Here is a 17500-nt window from a genome sequence, read left to right on the forward strand (position 1 = left end):
AAGGTCAAACCCGCGCCCGACCCCCTGCTCCTTCGCGCGGGCGCCCGCGTCTCGTACGATCGCGCCCTCGGCTTCGCACCCCGTGCCCCGTACGAAGGAAGGACCGGTGTGAGTGACCTCGCGGCTCCGGCTGCCACCGACCGTGCCCGTCAGATCGTCACCGCCGCCCGCACCCTCCTGGAGCAGGAGGGCCCGGAGGCCCTCACCATGCGCCGTCTCGCCGCGTGTGTGGGCATCACGGCGCCCTCCCTCTACAAGCACTTCCCGGACAAGTCGTCGGTGGTGAACGCCCTCGCCGACGTGATGCTGCGGGAGACCGCCGAGGCCCTGGAAGCGGCCGAGTCCACCGCCCCGGGCTCCTTCCCGGCCTGGCCGACGCCTACCGGACCCACGCCCTCACCCACCCCCACCTCTACCGCCTCACCACCGGCCGCCCCCTGCCGCCGGACCTGGAGGAGCGCGCCGCGGCGCCCCTCTTCCGCGCTCTGGACGACGACGAGGGCCGCGCCCGAGCCGCCTGGGCCTTCGCCCACGGCATGGTGGCGATGGAGCTGAACGGCCGTTTCCCCGCAGGCTCGGACGTGTCGGAGGCCTGGGCGGCCGGCATCGCGGCCTTCGGTGCCGTCCGCCGCTGAGTCGTCGGCCTGTCGGAGAGGCCCGCCCCCGCCGGGTAGCATGGGCGCCACGGCAGACGAGCCGGGCGGACGGCCGCGTGAGGATCTTCGGACCCTCCCGAGGAACGTCCGGGCTCCACAGGGCAGGGTGATGGCTAACGGCCACCCGGGGTGACCCGCGGGACAGTGCCACAGAAAACAGACCGCCTTGGACTTCGGTCCTCGGTAAGGGTGAAACGGTGGTGTAAGAGACCACCAGCGCCTGAGGCGACTCAGGCGGCTAGGTAAACCCCACCCGGAGCAAGGTCAAGAGGGGCCGCCGCAAGTCGGCCCTGCGCGAACGTTCGAGGGCTGCCCGCCCGAGTTCGCGGGTAGACCGCACGAGACCGGCAGCAATGCCGGTCCTAGATGGATGGCCGTCTCCCCGGCCGCCGCGAGGCGACCGGGCGACAGAACCCGGCGTACAGCCCGACTCGTCTGCCGCCACGAGCCTCTGACCAGCGAAAATCCTGGGCAAGGGGGCCTTTTTTCTCGATCGGGAGCTTCGCTGAAATCCGGTGCGTACCGGTACAAACCGGACCGCCCGGCTGTGGGCGTAGCCACGAGGGTGGCCATGAATAGGGCTGGGGACGGCGGGCGGCGCTGCCTGACCCGGCTGATTTCGGAACGGGCGGGGAGCGGAGAACCCTGTGCCACCTGGACGGCGACGAGGACCGCCACGGTGACGATGACGGAACCGCGGGGTCCGTGGACGGCCCCGTGCACGCGGGAAGCGGAGAGGCCGTGGCAGTGGCGAACGGCCCGGCGGGTCCGCGCGTGGAGTTCGTGACGGTGGAAGTCGGCCCGCGCCCTTGAGTCGCCCGTACGAGGAGGTCGACGTCAGCCCGCCGCCAGGTACCCTCGGAGTCATCGTCAACGCGGCCCGACGGGCTTCCTTTCCACTCCGGTGGAGTCTCGAAGGACAAGCCCCCACCCGCACGAGTCTCTTCGTGCTGCCTGGGGGAAGTCCTTGCTGTTCCGCGCGTCCGCGAAAACGGTCGCCGTCATGGCACTCGACGGTTCGCTGTTCCTGCACCTGACCGAGCAGTTCGTCCACATGCACGGGTATCGGCCGGGAACCTCGGAGGCGCGTTCTTGGGAGCGCAGCATTCCGCTTCTGACAGCCGCGCTCAACGACGCCGACCTGGGCGACGTCGAGGTCATGCTGGAGTACGCGCTACCGCTGAACAGCAAGCGCGCCGACGTCGTCCTGGCCGGCGTGCACCCGGTTACGCAGGAGCCGTCCTACGTCGTGGTGGAGCTGAAGCAGTGGAGCCAGGCGGCTCCGCACGAGGACGATCCCACCCTGTGCCATGTCGACGCCTACGCGCACTCTGTGCTCAACCCTATCGAGCAGGTGCGGCGGTACTGCGACTACCTGGTCAACTTCAACGGAGCCCTGGCCGAGCATGGCGAGTGGATTCACGGAGTGGCCTTTCTGCACAACGCCACCGAGTTCGGGGTGACGGGGCTGCGGGAGATCGAGTGCGACGGGCAGGGACTGCTCTTCACGGGGGAACGTCGCGGAGCGTTCCTGGACCACCTCAGGTCGAAGCTGAGTGACAAGCACTCCGGTGCCCCTGCGGCCGACGAACTGCTCGCGGGTGCCACCGCGCCGTCGAAGCAGCTGATGTCCGTGGCAGCCGAGGAAGTGAGGGAGCGGCAGCAGTTCGTCCTCCTCGACGAGCAGCAGGTCGCCTACCGCATGGTGCTCAACGCGGTGGAGAGGGCGAAGCGCGCCGACCACAAGGAAGTCGTCATCGTCACCGGCGGCCCCGGTACCGGGAAGAGCGTGATCGCGCTCCAACTGCTCGGCGAGCTCTACCGGAGGGGTGTGGCCGCGGTCCATGCGACCGGCTCGCAGTCGTTCACCAAGACGATGCGAAAGGTGGCCGGTTCCCGGAAGCGGGAGGTCCAGGATCTCTTCAAGTATTTCAACAGTTTCATGGGCACGGAGAAGAACAGCCTGGGTGCTCTGATCTGTGATGAGGCGCATCGTGTCCGGGAGACGTCCGCCAACCGCTACACGCGCGCGGCGCTGCGGACCGGGAGGGCGCAGATCGACGAACTCATCGACGTCGCCCACGTTCCGGTCTTCTTCCTCGACGAGCACCAGGTGGTGCGGCCCGGTGAGATGGGCACCGTGGAGGACATCCGTCAGGCCGCGGCCAGGCGGGGCATCGACTGCCATGTGGTCCCTCTGGACAGCCAGTTCCGCTGCGGAGGGAGTGACGCCTACCTGCGCTGGGTGGTTCGGCTCCTCAGCCTCGAGCCCGGCGGGCCGGTCGAGTGGGAGCCCGACGGCCGCATGCAGTTGACGGTTGCCGACAGCCCCGAAGAACTGGAGGCCTTCCTCGACGCCCGTCGCGCCGAGAATTACGGTGCCCGGATGTCCGCGGGTTACTGCTGGCGATGGTCCCCCGAGCCGAAACCCGGTGACCCCCTGCCTGCCGACGTCGTCATCGGACGCTGGGCCCGGCCGTGGAACCTGCGTGGAGACCGGTCGGTCTCGGGCGCGCCCCCGTCCGCGCTGTGGGCCACTGACCCCGCGGGCTTCGGGCAGGTCGGCTGCGTCTACACCGCCCAGGGGTTCGAGTACGACTGGTCCGGCGTCATCATCGGCCCGGATCTGGTCTGGCGGAGCGATCGCTGGGTCACCGACCGCACGGCCTCCAAGGACCCGGTCTTCAAGAGGTCGACACCGGACACCGACGTGGACCGCCTCATTCGGAACACGTACAAGGTGCTGCTGACGCGCGGCATGGTCGGCACGATCGTGTACTCGACCGATCCCGAGACCCGGGAGAAGCTTCGGGAACTGGTGGCCGGCAGAGTGGAGTCACGGCCTGTCGCGACCGAGGAGCGTCTGCTGCATCGGTGAGCACGCGATATCCAGCCATGATGTCCGTGCTTCCAGCCGTCCCACGTGTCCTGTGAGTCAGGAGGGAGGCCACGTCCCTAAGATCCCAGGCGTCATTGCGGTCCGACGGGCTTCCCAGGTGGACATGCCCCCATCCGCACGAGTCACTCGTGCCCTGGGGGATCCACCTCGTGTCCATGCTCCTGCTGAAACTGGCAGCTCGGGACCTGCTGAACCTGAACTCGAGACGCCGTATGGTGCCCCACCTCGCCGCGAGGTGGAAGCACTTCCTCAGCACCGACGCTTCGTTGACCGAACGCTCCGCCTGGGCAGAGAGCCTGGTGCATCTCGCTGAGGATCTGGTCGCTGCCGACCGCGGGAACGTCGAGATGGTCGTCGAGTGCGCGGCCACGCTCGACGAGGCCGACCGCGCCGGGGACCCGCGGCTCATCGACGTCGTCCTCGTGGGACATCACCCCGAGGAGAAGGGGCTGTCCGTCCAACTCGTCGAGCTGAAGCGCTGGTCGACGGTGACCCGGGTGGAGCGAGCCACAGCGGAGCTGGTGCATGTCCCCGGCATGGGGGAGAAGAAGCACCCCGCGCTCCAACTGCGGGAATACTACGCGGCGTTCACGAGTGACAGAGGTCCGCTGTACGGCCTGGACTTCGAGTGTGACGGCTTCGCCTATCTGCACAACGCCACCGATGCCTCGGTGCTCCCGCTGGTCGGCGTGGACGCGCCGACCGGCTCCTACGCCCGTGTCTACACGAACGACCGCCGTGGCCAACTGATCTCGGACCTGCGGAGCAGCTTCGCCGCCGATGGTGCCGACTCGGCTGCCGAGGTCTTGTTGCGCAGTATGGGCCTGCGTAACACTCCGTTGCTGGACGCCATGATCCGCTCCAGTGGCGAGGACACCGTCTTCACCCTGCGCGGTCGTCAGAAGAAGGTCGCGGACCAGATCCTCGAAGCCGCCGCCAAAGTGCTCCCCGACCCGCGGCTGCCCGCCCTCGTGCCCGACGAGCGAAGGGTGGTATTCCTCGTCACGGGCGGCGCCGGCACCGGCAAGAGCGCCATCGGTCTCCAGCTCAAGGCGGAACTGGAGGCGGAAGGCCGCACGGTCAAGTACGCGAGCGGCAGCCGGGCCTTCAACGGGGCGCTGCAGGAGCATGTGGGCTACGGCGACCGTGAGTTCAAGGAGACCTTCACCTATTTCAGCAACTTCGTCACCCCGCCCGACCCTCCGCTGGACGTGCTGATCTGCGACGAGGCCCACCGCCTGCGCGACCGCTCCACCAACCGTTTCTGGAAACCCGAGGACTGGGGCACCAAGCCCCAGGTGGACGAACTCCTCGACGCCTCCCGCCTGACGGTGTTCTTTCTCGACGAAGGGCAGTCCGTTCGTCCGCAGGAGGTCGGTACGGCCGCTCTCGTGGAGGACGCCGCGAAACGCTACGGCGCCGTCCTGCTCCGCAGCAACCTGCGGGAACAGTTCCGGTGCGGCGGCAGCGACGCCTACGTACGCTGGGTGCGGGGCGCGCTGGGGGTGGCCGATGCGGAGCCGGAGTTGTGGGCCCCGGACGGACTGATGCACGTCGAGGTCGTGGACAGCCCGGAGGAACTCGAGCGGATCACTCATTCCGAGGCCAAGGCCGGAGCGTCCGCCCGCATGGTCGCCGGTTACTGCTGGCCGTGGACGAAGCCGCTGGGCAAGGAGAAGCGACTCGAGCCCGACGTCCGGATCGGTGACTGGCACCGGCCGTGGAACGCGGACAGTGAATCCTTCTGCGAGAGCAAGACCGTCCCACCCTCCAAGATCTGGTCCGTGCACGAGAACGGCCTCGGCCAGATCGGCTGCGTGTACACCGCGCAGGGCCTGGAGTGGGACTGGTGCGGCGTGATCATGGGCGAAGACATGGTGCGCCGGGGCGACAACTGGGTGTTCCGCCGGGGCAAGGAGAGGGCGGACAAGGAGGCGGGCGTCAAGCGGGTGGCCATGCCCGGTTCGTTCGACCCCAAGGTGAGGCCGAAGAGCGTGGACGACGACGAATTCGCCCGGCTCGTCCGGCACGCCTACCACGTGCTGATGACCCGGGCGAGCCGGGCGACCGTGCTCTACTCCACGGACGAGGAGACCCGGGTGTACCTGAAGCAGCTCGTCGGCGAAGTCCAGATCCACGGTCTTCGGCCCACCTGGGAGAACCTGCCGGAGCAGGCCCGACAGCCACATCTGCCCCGTCCCGCCCGAGGCGGGCGTCGCCGCAGGAAGCGCCAGAGGAAGAGCGCTCCGCCCGGTGAGATGCGTCTTTTCTGAAACGGCGTACCGTCAGGTGGAGTGGCGGGCTCCCCGGCCCGCCACCTGCCTGGTCAGAAGACCAAGCGCGCCACCACGGCAAGGGCCGTCACCAGCAAGTTGGTGACGACTCCGACCATGACGTCGACCAGAATCCGACGAATCCGGTCACGACGTGCAAGCGTGTACTCAACGGGGTTCATCGGTTTCCACTCCTGAGCGTGAGCTGGGAATGGCAGGGATCGCCCTACCGGGCATCCGCAGTCACGCCGCGTGAGGCACGCGGTGGAGACCATTCGTTGCTCATCGCCGGGAACCGGCACCTGGAACACCGCCGACGTACCCTCCGGGAAGGTGCGCAGCAAGTATCCACGTTAGTGCACCTGCTAGTTGGCGCGGATCGTTTTGGGCGCCGCGGTGTGTCAGTGCGAGGCGCCGGGCGCGATGCAGCCTGACCGATGTGCGGCTCGGGCTGACATCGGCTGTGGGGAGTTCGCACAGTTCGCGGCTGTCAGGTCGGCAACTCCGTCGCCGGACACGTCGCCCGCAAAACCAGGTCGACGCTCCGCGTGAGCTCCCTCCTGCGCCTGGCGAGGCGCAGCACCCGCACCCACCACGGGATCGCGGGACAGCCCTCAGGCGGGCCCTTCGCCCGTCCCCAGGGCCCTCCTGATGCCGCGCCGCAGGAAGGCGCGCGCCCGTACTCCTCGTCGGACGCGCCACGCCAGACTGATCGGGCCGGGATTCTCGTACCGGCGCTCGCGGATGTCGCGGACCACGTCCGGCGGCGCACCCAGTTCCAGCAGTACCGCCAGGGCCTCGCCCTTCGTGATCAGCCGTCCGTCGCGCAGCGTGACAGTGGCGCGGGCCAGGACCAGCAGGCCCAGGTCCACCCAGGCGTCCTGGAGCCAGAGCGAGGGCCTGTCCGCGGCCGGTAGCCAGTACTCCCTCAGGTCGCGCCGGATGTGGTCCTCCAGCTGCCCGGGTGCGAGTGGCGGGAGCAGGGCCGGCGGCAACGGACCGTGGAGGGCGAGTCCACCGTCGAGCAGCTCCCGGCGGGTGACCGGCGTGACCGGGCGCTCCATGATCATGTTGTGCGCCCAGGTGAGATGGTCCGTGCCCGCCTCGGCGAGAGCGCCGCCGGCCATGTACGAGCAGTGCAGCTTCGCCGCGGCCGGCTCCTCGTCCAGCAGCCGCCGGTGAAGGTGTGCCAGCCCCTTCCGCTGTGCCGCGTCCGGCGGCCGTTCGACCACGGCGATGAGGTCGAGATCGCTCCGCCCCTGCTGGAAGTCGCCCAGCGCCAGCGAGCCGTGCGCCCAGACGGCCACCGTGGGCACCACGGGCCGTAACTCGGAGACGAACCGCTTGAGTACCAGGTCTGTTTCGGTCGCTGCCATGGGCGGGATTCTTCCTGAACGGCAACGGCGTTGTGCTGCTTCTCGGTTGCCGGAGGGGCGGGCGGCCCTGCCCTGTCGACCGGCGGGGAGGACGAGGCTGGCTGTCCGGTCGCCGCCTCCGGGGTCAGCGATGGCCCAGGACGTTGATGACACGGCCGTTCGGATCGCGTACGAAGAAGCGGCGTACGCCCCATTCCTCGTCATGCAGGCCGTACACGATCTCCGCACCGCCGCGCACCATCGCCGCGTGCGCCGCGTCCACGTCCGTCACCTCCACGCTCATGTCCGGCGTGAGCGGTGCCGTCCTGTCGGCGGTCATGACGCTGACCTGGGCGGCGGGGTGGGAGGGTGAGGCGAGCGTCATGATCCAGCCGTGGTTCATGACCTCCTCGAACCCCAGCAGCCCGTAGAACGCGGCGTTCGCCCGCATGGCGTCGGCGTCGCCGTCGGGAGCCTCGCTCGCAGCGATCGGGATGTTGGGGACGACGCGGCGGACGGACATCGGCGACTCCTGTCACGTGACTGACTTGGTGTCACCGACGATACGGACGAGGTGGCCGCCTGTGGCTCGGACGAGGGGCATCCGGTGCGTTCGGACCGGCCGGTCCGGTTCCGGCGGACATCGGGCTCATGTTCCGGCGCCGGAGAGGCCCTCCCGAAAGCCAGGGGCGAGTTCAGGCCTGGCTGGGGACGGCATCGAGGCTGCGGATCAGGCGCTCGCCACGGTCTTCGGCCATGTCCAGAGTGGTCAGCACGGCCGGCGTCGAGATGCTCGGCAGGACGTAGTGCAGCAGGACCGAGATCCGCCGCCCGAGGTCCGCGCGGTTGGTCAGGACCTGGGACATCACCTGGATGCCCGAGAAGGATCCGGCCAGCATCTCGGCGGTCTCGCCCGGGTTGACGTGCGGCAGCAGCTCGCCCTGGTCCTTCGCTGCCTTCAGCAGGTGTTCGAGCCGGTCTATCCAGGCACGGAAGGGCGTCTCCCGGTCGCGCCCCTCGACCGCCTGGTCCATGGCCAGGCCGACACTGGCCCGTACCAGCGGCTCATGGCGCAGCCGGTAGGCCAGGATCATGCCCTGGTCCACCAGCTCCTGGAGTTTGGTCAGCTGCGGTGGCAGCGGGTCGCTGTGCAGCTGTATGTCCATCACCCCGAGCGCGAGGTCTTCCTTCGAGGCGAAGTGGAAGTAGAGCGCGCCCTTGGTCGCCCCTGCCCGCGCGAGGATCTCGCTGATGGTGGCGCTGCTGTAGCCGCGTTCGTCGAACACGTCGGCGGCCGCCACCAAGATCGACCTTCGGGTCTGGATCGCGCGCGCCTGCTGTGCCATCAGCTTCTCTCTGGTGGTGGCGGAGTCGGTGCCACAGGGGGTTGGCTGGAAAGGAAAACCCGGCGGTCAGTATCTTACTGCGGGGCTGCTGGGCCCTATGACTCAGATCCTCCTGGGGGAACTTCGTGGTTGAGCTCACCTCACGCAGCGCTCCTGTGTCGGCCGGGAGCGTCGGGGAAGGGGATGGCTCCGAACGGGCCGAACCCTCCATCCTGGCCGCCGGCTCCGTCCCCGCAGCCGGGGCGGAGGAACCGGTTCGCAGAGGCGGATCGCCGGAATATCTGAGACAGCTGGTCCACCGGCCCGATCAGCTCGACGTGTTCCCCACCGGACTGACCCGGCTGACCGACACCCAGTTCTCGGTGTCGGCCCACTGGCCGCGGTCCCACCGGTTCTTCCGCCCGGTCGCCGACAGCCACCAGGACCCGATGCTCATCGCGGAGACCATGCGGCAGACGGCCATGCTGATCGGGCACGCCGCGTTCGGCGTGCCGCTCGGCGATGCCTTCGTGATGTGGGAGCTGAGGTACGCCTCCGAGTCCGAACGCCTCGTTCTGGGCGAGGACCCCTGGGACATCACGGTCGACGTGTCCTGCTCCCGGATCCGACGCCGCGGCCGGAGCCTCGGCTCCATGCATCTCGAACTCCTCCTGCACCGGCGGGGCACCGTACTCGCCTCCGGCGGCGGGCGGATCAGCTGCACATCGGCGACGGCCTACCAACGACTGCGCGGTCATCGCTCTGCCGTCTTCGGCACCCCCATACCCCTCCTGCCCGCCGTCGCACCCCGCACGGTCGGCAGGACCTCCGAGCAGGACGTCGTCCTCGCACCCGCCGCGGCCCCCGGCACCTGGGCGCTGCGGCTCGACACCCGGCATCCGACGCTGTTCAGCCGCCCCAACGACCACGTGCCGGGCATCCTGTTGCTGGAGGCGGCCAGGCAGGCCGCCCAGGCCGCCACTCCCGGGCGCACCTTCCTCCCGACGTCGGTGGACGCCGACTTCCTCCAGTACGTGGAACTGGACCGCCCCTGCTGGATCGAGGCGCAGCCCGTCCCGGCCGACGCCACCTCGCCCGCCGGGGTGCGCGTACGAGCAGTCCAGGACGGTGAACCCGCCTTCCGCTGCACCCTCCGCTCGCCGGATCTCCCCCCGGCCGGCCTCGGCGAAGCCCGGAGCCCCCGCTCATGACCACGCGCATCCTCATCACCGGGGCGACCGGCTTCATCGGCAGCCGGGTGGCCGCCGCCGCCCGCGCCACTCCCGGCGTCCGCCCCCGGCTGATGACCCACCGGACCCCGCTCGGCGCGACGGCCGTGCCGGACGCCGAACCCGGCTTCGAGACGGTGTACGGGGACCTCGCCGATCCGGCGACCCTGCGCGGCAGCTGCGAGGGCGTCGACGCCGTGATCCACTGCGCCTCGCAGGTCGGCTCCGACGAACGGACCGCCCGGACCGTCAACGACCACGGCACCCGGGCCCTGGTCGAGGAGGCCGTACGCAGCGGCGTCAGCCGGATCGTCCACCTGAGCACCGCGTCCGTCTACGGCCGGGGCCCCTTCACCGCACTGCGCCCCGGCGAGGCCGAGGCGGCCCCGCCTCGGCCACCAGCCTGACCCGGGCCGCCGCCGAAGCGCACGTCCTCGCGGCCGGCGGGGCCGTCCTGCGCCCGCACCTCGTCCACGGGGCGGGGGACCGGTGGGCGATTCCGGGGCTGGTCGCCCTGTTGCGGTACCTGTCAGCGGGACCGGTCGGCTGCGACGCCCGCCACTCGATGATCGACGTGCAGACCCTCGGCCGGGCGCTGCTCGGAGCGGCGCTGGCCCCGGTCGGACCGGCCGGCGTCTACCACGTGAACCACCCCGAGCCGGTGACCTGTTCGCAGCTGCTGTCGACGGTCCTCACCGAACTCGACCTGCCCTGGGCGCGGACCGAGATCGGACTGGACGAGGCCCGGGCCAGGCTGGCGGACGTCCCGTACGCCAAGCACCACTTCGAGATGCTCACCGTGGATCACTGGTTCGCCGACGACCGGGTCTGGCGGGACTTCGGCTGCGCACCGGGTCCGGACTTCCCTGCGGCCTTCGCCGGACACGCCTCCTGGTACCGGCAGTTCCTCAGCCGCTGAGGCCCGCCGGTGCGCGGCAGGCCTCAGCGGACTCGTCAGGCCCTGGCCGCTGCCGGGATGCGGGTGCCCGTCCCCGTCACCCGTACCCGGGCGTCGCCGGCCCACAGGGCGACGGTGAGTGTGCCGGGCCGGCCCATGTCCTCGCCCTGGTGCAGGGTCAGCTCGGCCGTGTCCGGGACCAGGGAGAGCGTGCGCAGGTACGCACCGAAGGCGGCGGCGGCCGCACCCGTCGCCGGGTCCTCGACCACACCGCCGACCGGGAACGGGTCCCGGACGTGGAAGACCGAGTCCGAGGCGCGCCACACGAGCTGCAGCGTGGTCAGGTCCAGCCGGTGCATGAGTGCTTCGAGGCGGGCGAAGTCGTAGTCCAGCGCGGCCAGCCGCTCACGGGTCGCCGCGGCGAGCACCAGGTGGCGGGCGCCGGCGTACGCGATGCGGGGCGGCAGGGCCGGGTCGAGATCGGTGGCCGGCCAGTCCAGCGCGGCCAGTGCCTCCGCCAGGTCGTCCGGAGCGATGTCCGTGACGTGCGGTTCCACGCTCGTGAGGGTGGCCCGCAGCTCGGCGCCCGCACGGACGACGGTGACCGGCACCGGACCGGCCGGGGTGGCGAACTCCAGGTCCCCGGGGCCGTCCCGTTCGGCGAGGGCCAGGGCCGTCGCGACGGTGGCGTGGCCGCAGAACGGGACCTCCGCCTTCGGGCTGAAGTAGCGGATCGCGTAGCCGCTCGTACCGGGGGCCGACGCCTCGGTGCGCCCGGTCAGGAAGGCGGACTCGCTGTATCCGAGCCGCGCCGCCACAGCCAGCATCCCGGCCCCGTCCATACCGGACGCGTCGAGCACGACCCCGGCCGGATTGCCGCCCTCCGGGTCGGCGGAGAAGGCGGTGTAGCGCAGGATCTCGGCATCCGGAAGTTCACTCATGTGCCGCACAACCGTGCCGCGGTCCGGGACATTCCCGCCGGTCCCCCCGCCGGACGGGGCCCGGACCGCGGCCGCCGGCTCAGTGGCAGTTCTTGGTCCCCGTGCTCGACTTCGTCCAGGAGCAGGAGTCGAGCTGCGTGCCGTTCGGCTTGATCAGCCGCGCCTTGTCACCGGTGTTGTTCCAGACGTACGAGCCGCGGTTCCAGTACACGTGGCCGGAGCTGATCCTGGCGCTGCCGGTGTGGACCTTAACGGTCTTGCCCGCGCTGATGTTGTAGCTGGGGAAGGTGTACGTGTACCCGGTGTTGTCCTTCAGCTTGTAGCCCTTGAGCTGCACCTTCGCCCTGGTGTTGTTGTGGATCTCCACCCACTCGGCGTTGAGCGAGGCGTTGGACCGGGTGTCCTTGCCGGGGCTGTCGAACTGGATCTTGCCGAGGTGCACTCCGCTCTGGTGCGTGGCGGCCGAGGCCGGGGCGGCGAAGAGCAGCGAGCCGGCGAGGGCGGTGGCTGCGGCCAGGGCGAGAGGCGCCGCGGTGCGTATGCGCATGCTGTGGTCCTTTTATGGAGTTCTGGTGAAGAACGATGAGCATAAAGGCAGCACGCGCTTGCCGGACCGGGAGAGGTGCGCTTCCGGCCGGTATTGATCGTTCCGGCCTGAGGGCAAGTCGATTGTGTCCGCTCGGAGGCCGGTTCCGACCGGTCTCAGCCCCTGCCCACGTAGGGCATGGCCGTTGCCAGCACCGTCGCGAACTGGACGTTCGCCTCCAGCGGCAGCTCCGCCATGTGGACCACGGTCCGGGCCACGTCCGCGGCCGCCATCACCGGCTCGACGGCCAGTTCGCCGTTGGCCTGGAGGATTCCGGTCTGCATCCGCTCGGTCATCTCCGTCGCGGCGTTGCCGATGTCGATCTGCCCGCAGGCGATCCGGTACGGGCGCCCGTCCAGCGACAGCGACTTCGTCAGGCCGGTCAGCGCGTGCTTGGTCGCGGTGTAGGCGACCGAGTGGGGGCGCGGCGCGTGCGCGGAGACCGAGCCGTTGTTGATGATCCGTCCGCCCTGCGGGTCCTGCTCCTTCATCACGCGGTACGCCGCCTGGGCGCACAGGAACGCGCCCGTCAGGTTCACGTCGACGACGGTGCGCCAGTCCTCGTACGAGAGGTCCTCGACCGGCGTCCCGCGCGGCCCGAACGTGCCCGCGTTGTTGAAGAGCAGGTCGAGGCGGCCGAAGCCCTCGCGTACCGAGGAGAACAGCGCGTCCACCTCCTCGGGGCGCGAGACGTCGGTGGGGACGGTGATCACCCGGGCCCGCTCCCCGGCCAGCGCCGCGGTCTCGGCGAGCGGCTCGGGGCGGCGGCCGGCGAGGGCCACCGACCAGCCGGCACCGGTCAGGGCGAGAGCCACCGCGCGGCCGATTCCTGATCCCGCGCCCGTGACCACAGCCGTCTTCGTCGCGGAGTTCAACAGATTGTTGCTCATGGTGCCGCAGCGTACGCCCTGGGCCTGCTCGCAGCCGGAACGCCCCGAGGGTGGTGAGGCGGCCGGCCGGCCGCAGGTGCGCCCCGGGTCAAACGGTGCGTCCGGACGCCGGGTTCGCACCCCCGGCGGGTGATTCCGGCAACCGTCACGGCGATTCCCAGGCCGCCGCTCCCGGCATTAATGATCATGAACGTGGCCGCATATGCGGAGTTTGCCCCTGGGGACCCATTCCCGCCGCAATCCTCATCCCGGCGACGCCCGCACGACGCGAGCACGACAACCGCCGGATGTGCTGGAGCGGTGGACTTCCCCTACATCACCAGTCAGGGGAGGGACAGATGACGCACTCATCGCACCAGCAGGAGCTGCGCGACGCCGCCCGGCACACCGACCGCCGCCGATTTCTCACGGTGACCGGCGCCGCCGCCGCGCTCGCCTTCTCGGTCGGCCTGCCGGCCGCGGGAACCGCGAGCGCCCGCGTGCTGCACGCCCGGCAGATCGGCGAGGACCCGTTCACCCTCGGCGTCGCCTCCGGCGACCCGCTGCCCGGCTCCGTCCTCCTGTGGACGAGACTCGCCCCCCGCCCGTTCGAGCCCGACAGCGGACTGCCCGCCGCCCGCGTCGAGGTGAGCTGGGAGCTGGCCCGCGACGAGCGGTTCACCCGGATCGTCCGGCGCGGCACCACCACCGCCCACCCGGAGTTCCACCACAGCGTCCACGTGGAGGTCGGGGGACTCGACGCGGACCGCGTCCTCTACTACCGCTTCCGCACCGGGCAGTGGACCAGCCCGGTCGGCCGGACCCGTACCGCGCCCGCCCCAGGCGCCCGCAACAGCGAACTGCGGCTGGCCGCCGTGTCCTGCCAGGCCTACCACGACGGCTACTTCACCGCCTACAAGCACCTCGCCCAGGAGGACGTCGACGTGGTCTTCCACCTCGGCGACTACCTCTACGAGTACGCGGTGACCGCGACCGGCGGAGCGCGCAACTACACCGACCGCACCCTGCCCGCCCTGTTCAACCGGGAGACGACCACGCTGGAGGACTACCGGCTGCGGTACGCCCTCTACAAGTCCGACCCCGATCTGCGCGCCGCCCACGCCGCACACCCCTTCGTCGTCACCTGGGACGACCACGAGACCGAGAACAACTACGCCGGGGACACCTCCGAGGACGGCGTGCCGCCCGAGGAGTTCCTGATCCGCCGGGCCGCCGCCTACCGCGCGTACTGGGAGAACCAGCCGCTGCGCACCCCGCAGCGGCCGACCGGCGCGGACATGAGGCTCTACCGGCGCCTGCAGTTCGGCCGGCTCGCCCAGTTCGACATCCTCGACACCCGCCAGTACCGCAGCGACCAGGCGTACGGCGACGGCTGGCAGACCCCCGGGCCCGAGTCCGAGGACCCGTCGCGCACCCTGACCGGCGCCGCCCAGGAGCGCTGGCTGATCGACGGCTGGCGCCACTCGCGGGCCACCTGGAACGTCGTGCCGCAGCAGGTCACCTTCGCACAGCGGCGTGACGTGCCGACCGACGCCTACAAGCTCTCGATGGACTCCTGGGACGGCTACCCGGCCTCCCGCGACCGGATCCTGAAGGGCGCCGAGGCCACCGGGGTGGACAACCTGATGGTGCTGACCGGCGATGTGCACGTCGGCTACGCCTTCGACCTGAAGCGCGACTTCGACGACCCCTCGTCCCGCACCGTCGGCACCGAGATCGTCACGACGTCCGTCACCAGCGGCAAGGACGGCTCGGAGAAGCCGGCCAACTGGGCCGCCCTGACGCAGGCCAATCCGCACCTGAAGTTCTACAACGGGCGCCGCGGATACGCCGTCGTCACGCTCCAGGAACGGCAGGCCCGCGCCGACTACCGCACGGTGGCCGCCGTCACCAAGCCCGGTTCCCCCGTCACCACGGCCGCCTCCTTCGTCACGGAGGTGGGGAACCAGGGCCTCACCCCGGCGTAGCGCCTCCCGTTCGGGTCATGACGGGCCCGGCACGACCCGAACGAAAAGCCCCTGGGGCCCTGGTGCGGCTCAGGCCCGAGCCGCATCCACCGGGTAGCGGACGCCGATGCGCTCACGTACCGCGTCGAGCGTCCGCATCACCGCGAGCGACCCGTCCAGCGGCACCAGCGGGGACTCCGTCTCGCCGGCCCGGATCGCCCGCATCACCTCGGCCGCCTCGAACTGCATCCCCGACAGGCCCTGCGGTCCGGGCCCCGAGGTGATCTCCTCCGGCTCACTGCCCGCGCGGTACAGCACGAAGCGCTGCGGGTAGAAGAAGCTGTCCGGGAAGTCGATCCGCCCGGCCGTCCCGATGACCGAGGCCGCCGTCGGGTGGTGCCCGACGATCGAGCAGGCGAGCAGTGCCGTGGCGCCGGAGTCCCAGCCCAGCAGCATGCCGGTGTTCAGGTCGACGCCTTCCGGGGAGAGCAGCGCATCCGCCTGCACCCGGTCCGGCTCACCCAGCAGCAGCTGCGCGAACGACACCGGATAGACCCCGAGGTCCAGGAGCGCCCCGCCGCCCAGCGCGGGATCGCGCAGCCGGTGCTCGGCGCCGAAGTCGCCCGCGAAACCGAAGTCGGCCTGCACGGTACGGATCTCGCCGATCGCCCCGTCCCGCACCAGCTCGGTCATCCGCCGGATGACCGGGTTGCAGTACGTCCACATCGCCTCCATCAGGAAGAGGCCGCGGTCCCGGGCGAGCTCCACCAGCTCCCGCGCCTCGCGCGCGTCGAGGGTGAACGCCTTCTCGCACAGCACGTGCTTCCCGGCCTCCAGGGCGAGCCCGGCCGCCTCCCGGTGCGCCGAGTGCGGCGTGGCCACGTACACCACGTCGACCTCGTCGTCCGCGACGAGTTCGGCCCAGCTGCCGTACGCCCGGGGTATCCCGAACCGCTCCGCGAACGCCTTCGCCGAGGCGTCCGTGCGGGAGGCCACCGCCACCACCTCCGCATCGGGCATCGCCAGCAGATCAGCGGTGAAAGTCGCCGCGATGCCACCTGTCGCCAGCACGCCCCAACGGACGGTCCTGCTCATGCGCGCTCCCCAAAAAAGGTGCCGACCATTCCGGCTGAGCTGAGAGCATAGAGGCGGATTCGACGACAATGGAGATGAGAATGCCGGAGAGCGGCGTCAGCCGGGCCCAGCACACACCTATATCCGACACCGGCGCCGGGACCGTACTTCCCGGCGGGCACCTCCCACCTCCCCCCGGCCCGGCCGCGAGCACGGCGGCCCGGCGCACCGGACTTCTCGTCACCCTGGTCCTCGGCGGCCTGACGGCGCTGCCGCCGCTGTCCATGGACATGTACCTCCCGGCACTGCCCGCCGTCACCGACGCGCTGCACGCACCCGCCACGACCGTCCAGCTCACCCTCACCGCCTGCCTCACCGGCATGGCGCTCGGCCAGGTCGTCGTCGGACCGATGAGCGACCGCTGGGGCCGGCGCCGGCCGCTGCTCCTCGGCATGATCGTCTACGTCTTCGCCACCGCGATCTGCGTCTTCGCGCCCACCGTCGAACTCCTCGTCGGCTTCCGGCTGCTGCAGGGCCTCGCGGGCGCGGCCGGCATCGTGATCGCGCGGGCCGTGGTGCGCGACATGTACGACGGCATCGAGATGGCCAAGTTCTTCTCCACCCTGATGCTGATCTCCGGCGTCGCGCCGGTCATCGCACCGGTCATCGGCGGACAGGTCCTGCGGATCACCGACTGGCGGGGCATCTTCGCCGTCCTCACCGTGGTCGGCGTCCTGCTCACCCTGGTCGTCTGGAAGTGGCTGCACGAGACCCTGCCGCCCGCGGAACGCCACACCGGCGGCATCGGTGACGCGCTGCGCACCATGCGCGGGCTGCTCGCCGACCGGGCCTTCACCGGCTACATGATCGCGGGCAGCCTGGCCTTCGCCGCCCTCTTCGCGTACGTGAGTGCCTCGCCGTTCGTCGTGCAGGAGATCTACGGTGCCTCGCCGCAGACCTTCAGCCTGCTCTTCGGGATCAACTCCGTCGGCCTGATCACCGTGGGCCAGATCAACGGCAAGGTCCTGGTCGGCCGGATCAGCCTCGACAAGACGCTCACCTTCGGGCTCTGCGTCATCGTGGCGGCCGCGACTGCGCTGCTGCTGATGACGTCCGGGGTCTTCGGCGACGTGGGACTCGTGCCGGTGGCGGGCGGGCTCTTCGTCCTGATGTCGGCGATGGGGCTGGCGATGCCGAACACCAACGCGCAGGCCCTGATGCGTACCAAGCACGCCGCCGGGTCCGCCTCCGCGCTGCTCGGCACCTCCCAGTTCCTGATCGGCGCCGTCGCCTCGCCGCTCGTCGGGATCGCGGGGGAGGCGACGGCGGTACCGATGGCCGTCGTGCAGCTCGTCTGCGCGGTGGGTGCGCTGGCGTGCTTCCTGGGTCTGTGCCGGCCGTGGCAGCAGGTGGCCGCGCGGCCGTGAC

At 70.4% G+C, this 17500-nt stretch carries 15 protein-coding genes, 1 other RNA gene and 1 pseudogene; 9 read left to right on the forward strand and 8 right to left on the reverse strand.

Features of this window, described 5'->3' with window-relative positions:
* Nucleotides 1–108: 108 nt before the first annotated feature.
* From LNW71_RS23760 to LNW71_RS23775, 4 genes and pseudogenes are all read left to right on the forward strand, one after another.
* A pseudogene (locus LNW71_RS23760) lies at nt 109–635 on the forward strand (TetR/AcrR family transcriptional regulator).
* A gap of 57 nt (nt 636–692) precedes the next feature.
* An RNA gene (gene rnpB / locus LNW71_RS23765) (RNase P RNA component class A) lies at nt 693–1094 on the forward strand.
* Nucleotides 1095–1623: 529 nt separating this feature from the next.
* Nucleotides 1624–3534: a DUF2075 domain-containing protein gene (locus tag LNW71_RS23770; RefSeq protein ID WP_250970079.1), complete on the forward strand. Its 1911-nt coding sequence runs from the start codon at nt 1624–1626 to the stop codon at nt 3532–3534.
* Nucleotides 3535–3821: 287 nt separating this feature from the next.
* Nucleotides 3822–5828 carry a DUF2075 domain-containing protein gene (locus LNW71_RS23775; protein ID WP_374119443.1) on the forward strand — a complete coding sequence of 669 codons (2007 nt, stop codon included), beginning with the start codon at nt 3822–3824 and terminating at the stop codon, nt 5826–5828.
* 53 nt (nt 5829–5881) lie between these two features.
* On the opposite strand, the gene LNW71_RS23780 is transcribed toward LNW71_RS23775, so the two are convergent.
* From LNW71_RS23780 to LNW71_RS23795, 4 genes are all read right to left on the reverse strand, one after another.
* Nucleotides 5882–6172, reverse strand: a complete 291-nt coding sequence (locus LNW71_RS23780; RefSeq protein WP_250970080.1) for a DUF6408 family protein — start codon at nt 6170–6172, stop codon at nt 5882–5884.
* 270 nt (nt 6173–6442) lie between these two features.
* The gene (locus tag LNW71_RS23785) at nt 6443–7204 is read right to left on the reverse strand and encodes a nucleotidyltransferase domain-containing protein (RefSeq protein WP_250970081.1); all 762 of its coding nucleotides are present in this window, start codon (nt 7202–7204) and stop codon (nt 6443–6445) included.
* 124 nt (nt 7205–7328) lie between these two features.
* Entirely contained in the window at nt 7329–7706 is a 378-nt protein-coding gene (locus tag LNW71_RS23790; protein WP_250970082.1) for a VOC family protein, read from the reverse strand.
* A 172-nt stretch (nt 7707–7878) separates the two neighbouring features.
* The gene (locus LNW71_RS23795; protein WP_250970083.1) at nt 7879–8529 is read right to left on the reverse strand and encodes a ScbR family autoregulator-binding transcription factor; all 651 of its coding nucleotides are present in this window, start codon (nt 8527–8529) and stop codon (nt 7879–7881) included.
* Between the two features lie 290 nt (nt 8530–8819).
* Here LNW71_RS23795 and LNW71_RS23800 point away from each other — a divergent pair, with 290 nt between their 5' ends.
* The 3 genes from LNW71_RS23800 to LNW71_RS36565 all read left to right on the forward strand — a co-directional run bounded on the left by LNW71_RS23800 (nt 8820) and on the right by LNW71_RS36565 (nt 10656).
* The gene (locus LNW71_RS23800; RefSeq protein WP_285802952.1) at nt 8820–9719 is read left to right on the forward strand and encodes a ScbA/BarX family gamma-butyrolactone biosynthesis protein; all 900 of its coding nucleotides are present in this window, start codon (nt 8820–8822) and stop codon (nt 9717–9719) included.
* A complete protein-coding gene (locus LNW71_RS36560; protein ID WP_308294515.1) occupies nt 9716–10144 on the forward strand; it encodes an NAD-dependent epimerase/dehydratase family protein in 429 nt (142 codons plus the stop codon). Before LNW71_RS23800 ends, LNW71_RS36560 begins: the two co-directional genes overlap by 4 nt.
* A gap of 110 nt (nt 10145–10254) precedes the next feature.
* Complete coding sequence (locus tag LNW71_RS36565; RefSeq protein WP_308294516.1) at nt 10255–10656, forward strand: hypothetical protein; 402 nt, start codon at nt 10255–10257, stop codon at nt 10654–10656.
* A 35-nt stretch (nt 10657–10691) separates the two neighbouring features.
* Here LNW71_RS36565 and LNW71_RS23810 read toward each other — a convergent pair whose 3' ends face one another.
* From LNW71_RS23810 to LNW71_RS23820, 3 genes are all read right to left on the reverse strand, one after another.
* On the reverse strand, nt 10692–11576 hold the full coding sequence (locus LNW71_RS23810; protein WP_250970085.1) for a PhzF family phenazine biosynthesis isomerase: 885 nt from the start codon (nt 11574–11576) through the stop codon (nt 10692–10694).
* A 79-nt stretch (nt 11577–11655) separates the two neighbouring features.
* Complete coding sequence (locus tag LNW71_RS23815; RefSeq protein ID WP_250970086.1) at nt 11656–12123, reverse strand: lamin tail domain-containing protein; 468 nt, start codon at nt 12121–12123, stop codon at nt 11656–11658.
* Between the two features lie 155 nt (nt 12124–12278).
* A complete protein-coding gene (locus LNW71_RS23820) occupies nt 12279–13052 on the reverse strand; it encodes an SDR family oxidoreductase (RefSeq protein ID WP_250970087.1) in 774 nt (257 codons plus the stop codon).
* Nucleotides 13053–13390: 338 nt separating this feature from the next.
* Here LNW71_RS23820 and LNW71_RS23825 point away from each other — a divergent pair, with 338 nt between their 5' ends.
* Nucleotides 13391–15019 carry an alkaline phosphatase gene (locus LNW71_RS23825; protein WP_250970088.1) on the forward strand — a complete coding sequence of 543 codons (1629 nt, stop codon included), beginning with the start codon at nt 13391–13393 and terminating at the stop codon, nt 15017–15019.
* 69 nt (nt 15020–15088) lie between these two features.
* Here LNW71_RS23825 and LNW71_RS23830 read toward each other — a convergent pair whose 3' ends face one another.
* Nucleotides 15089–16093, reverse strand: coding sequence for a Gfo/Idh/MocA family protein (locus LNW71_RS23830; RefSeq protein WP_250970089.1), 1005 nt, complete (start codon nt 16091–16093; stop codon nt 15089–15091).
* Nucleotides 16094–16173: 80 nt separating this feature from the next.
* Here LNW71_RS23830 and LNW71_RS23835 point away from each other — a divergent pair, with 80 nt between their 5' ends.
* Nucleotides 16174–17499 carry a multidrug effflux MFS transporter gene (locus tag LNW71_RS23835; RefSeq protein ID WP_250970090.1) on the forward strand — a complete coding sequence of 442 codons (1326 nt, stop codon included), beginning with the start codon at nt 16174–16176 and terminating at the stop codon, nt 17497–17499.
* The last annotated feature ends 1 nt before the right edge of the window (nt 17500 follow it).

The organism is Streptomyces sp. RKAG290 (assembly GCF_023701695.1).
In the GTDB taxonomy this organism is placed as follows: domain Bacteria; phylum Actinomycetota; class Actinomycetes; order Streptomycetales; family Streptomycetaceae; genus Streptomyces.